General features: G+C 63.5%; 2 protein-coding genes. Both read left to right on the forward strand.

Features of this window, described 5'->3' with window-relative positions; genetic code table 11:
* Positions 1 to 988: efflux RND transporter periplasmic adaptor subunit (locus tag BLX41_RS28960; RefSeq protein WP_123727639.1), on the forward strand; the 988-nt coding region annotated here is incomplete at its 5' end.
* Between the two features lie 6 nt (positions 989 to 994).
* On the forward strand, positions 995 to 2814 hold a 1820-nt coding region (locus BLX41_RS36575; RefSeq protein ID WP_259745313.1), incomplete at its 3' end, for an efflux RND transporter permease subunit.

Here is a 2814-nt window from a genome sequence, read left to right on the forward strand (position 1 = left end):
GCCAGAGCCTTCGGCGCGGGCTTCGGACAGTTATCCGGGCGAGGTGCGCGCCCGCTACGAACCCGATCTGGCGTTCCGTATCGGCGGCAAGGTCAGTCGACGACTGGTGGAAGAGGGCGAGCGGGTCAAGGCCAATCAGCCCCTGGCCGAACTCGATCCCCAGGATGTGCGCCTGCAACTGGAGGCCACTCGAGCCCAGGTCACGGCGGCCACTGCCAACCTCAATCTGGTGCGTGCCGAGCGTGATCGCTACAAGACCCTGCTGGAGCGGCAGATGGTCAGCCATTCCCAGTACGACAATGCCGAAAACCTTTACCGTGCCGGTGAAGCACGCCTGAAGCAGATCAAGGCCGAGTTCGACGTGGCCAACAACCAGGCCGGTTATGCCGTGCTGCGTGCCCCGCAGGATGGCGTGGTGGCCAAGCGTGCAGTGGAAGTGGGTCAGGTGGTGGCGGCCGGGCAGACCGTCTTTACCCTGGCCACTGACGGTGAGCGCGAGGTGCTGATCAGCTTCCCCGAGCAGAACTACGGTCGCTTCAAGGTCGGCCAGCCAGTTTCGGTGGAGCTCTGGACCCAACCGGGCCAACGCTTCGATGGGCGCATCCGTGAGTTGTCCCCGGCTGCCGATCCCAAGTCCCGGACCTTTGCTGCACGCATTGCCTTCAGTGCCGGCAAGGTTGCGGCGGAATTGGGCCAGAGTGCCCGGGTGTTCATCCAGAGCGCTGATGCGCTGTCGCTGTCGGTGCCGTTGTCGGCGCTGACTGCCGAAGGTGGCGCGACCTATGTTTGGCGCGTCGATGCCCACAACACCTTGCACAAGACGCCGGTGCGGGTCGGTGCTTTCGGTGAGAAGACAGTGCCGGTGCTCGAAGGCTTGAGCGCCAGTGATTGGGTGGTGGCAGCCGGAGTGCATGTGCTCCATGAGGGCTTGCAGGTGCGCCCGGTGGATCGCTCCAACCGTGTGGTCAATCTGGCGGTCAAGGAGTAGTCCCCGATGGGTTTCAACCTTTCTGCATGGGCGTTGCGCAATCGCCAGATCGTCCTGTTCCTGATGCTGTTGCTGGCGATTGTCGGTGCGCTGTCCTACACCAAGCTGGGCCAGAGCGAAGACCCGCCTTTCACCTTCAAGGCGATGGTGATCCGCACCAACTGGCCGGGGGCCACGGCCCAGGAAGTCTCGCGCCAGGTCACCGAGCGCATTGAAAAGAAACTCATGGAAACCGGCGAGTACGATCGCATCGTTTCCTTCTCCCGCCCCGGGGAATCCCAGGTGACCTTCATTGCCCGGGATTCGATGCACTCCAACGAGATTCCCGAACTCTGGTATCAGGTTCGCAAGAAGATCAGCGACATCCGCCAGACCCTGCCGCCGGGCGTCCAGGGGCCGTTCTTCAACGATGAATTCGGCACCACCTTCGGCAATATCTATGCGCTGACAGGACAGGGCTTCGACTACGCCGTGCTCAAGGACTATGCCGACCGTATCCAGATCCAGCTGCAGCGGGTCAAGGACGTGGGCAAGGTCGATCTGCTGGGCCTGCAGGACGAAAAGATCTGGATCGAGCTGTCCAACGTCAAGCTGGCGACCCTGGGCCTGCCCCTGGCAGCGGTGCAAAAGGCGCTGGAGGAGCAGAACGCGGTGTCCACCGCGGGGTTCTTCGAGACCCCCAGCGAGCGGGTGCAATTGCGGGTATCCGGCAATTTCCAGACGGTGGAGCAGATCCGCAATTTCCCGATCCGGGTCGCCGATCGTACTTTCCGCATCGGTGATGTGGCGGATGTGCGCCGGGGCTTCAATGATCCACCGGCACCGCGCATGCGCTTCATGGGCGAAGACGCCATCGGTCTGGCCGTGGCGATGAAGGACGGTGGCGACATCCTGGTGTTGGGCAAGGCCCTGGAAGGCGAGTTCTCCCGCCTGCAGAAAAGCCTGCCGGCGGGGATGGAACTGCGCAAGGTGTCCGACCAGCCGGCGGCGGTGAAGACCGGGGTTGGCGAGTTTGTCCGAGTGCTGGCCGAGGCCCTGATCATCGTCCTGCTGGTGAGCTTCTTCTCCCTGGGTGTGCGCACCGGCATGGTGGTGGCCCTGGCGATTCCCCTGGTGCTGGCGATCACGTTCGCCACCATGTACTACCTGGGGATAGGCCTGCACAAGATTTCCCTGGGCGCCCTGGTGCTGGCGCTGGGCCTGTTGGTGGACGACGCGATCATTGCGGTGGAAATGATGGCGATCAAGATGGAGCAGGGTTTCGACCGGATCAAGGCCGCCAGCTTTGCCTGGACCAGCACCGCCTTTCCCATGCTCACCGGCACCCTGATCACCGCAGCGGGCTTTTTGCCGATTGCCACGGCCCAGTCCGGCACCGGCGAGTACACCCGCTCGATCTTCCAGGTGGTGACCATTGCCCTGGTGGCGTCGTGGATTGCTGCCGTGGTGTTTGTCCCCTATCTGGGGGAAAAGCTTCTGCCGGACCTGGCCAAGATCCACGCCGCCAAGCACGGCGCCGAGTCCAATCCCCATGGCACGCCTTTCTACCAGCGCGTGCGCCGGGTGGTGGGCTGGTGCGTGGAGCGGCGCAAGACCGTGATCGTCCTGACCATCCTGGCGTTCGTCGGCTCGGTGATGCTGTTCCGTTTTGTCCCGCAGCAGTTCTTTCCGGCCTCGGGCCGCCTGGAGTTGATGGTCGACCTGAAACTGGCGGAGGGCGCTTCCCTGAGCAACACCGCCGATGAGGTCAAACGCCTGGAGGCGATGCTCAAGGACCACCCGGGCATCGATAACTACGTGGCCTACGTGGGTACCGGCTCCCCCCG

The sequence above is a fragment of the Pseudomonas protegens genome, assembly GCF_003732485.1.
Classification (GTDB): domain Bacteria; phylum Pseudomonadota; class Gammaproteobacteria; order Pseudomonadales; family Pseudomonadaceae; genus Aquipseudomonas; species Aquipseudomonas protegens_B.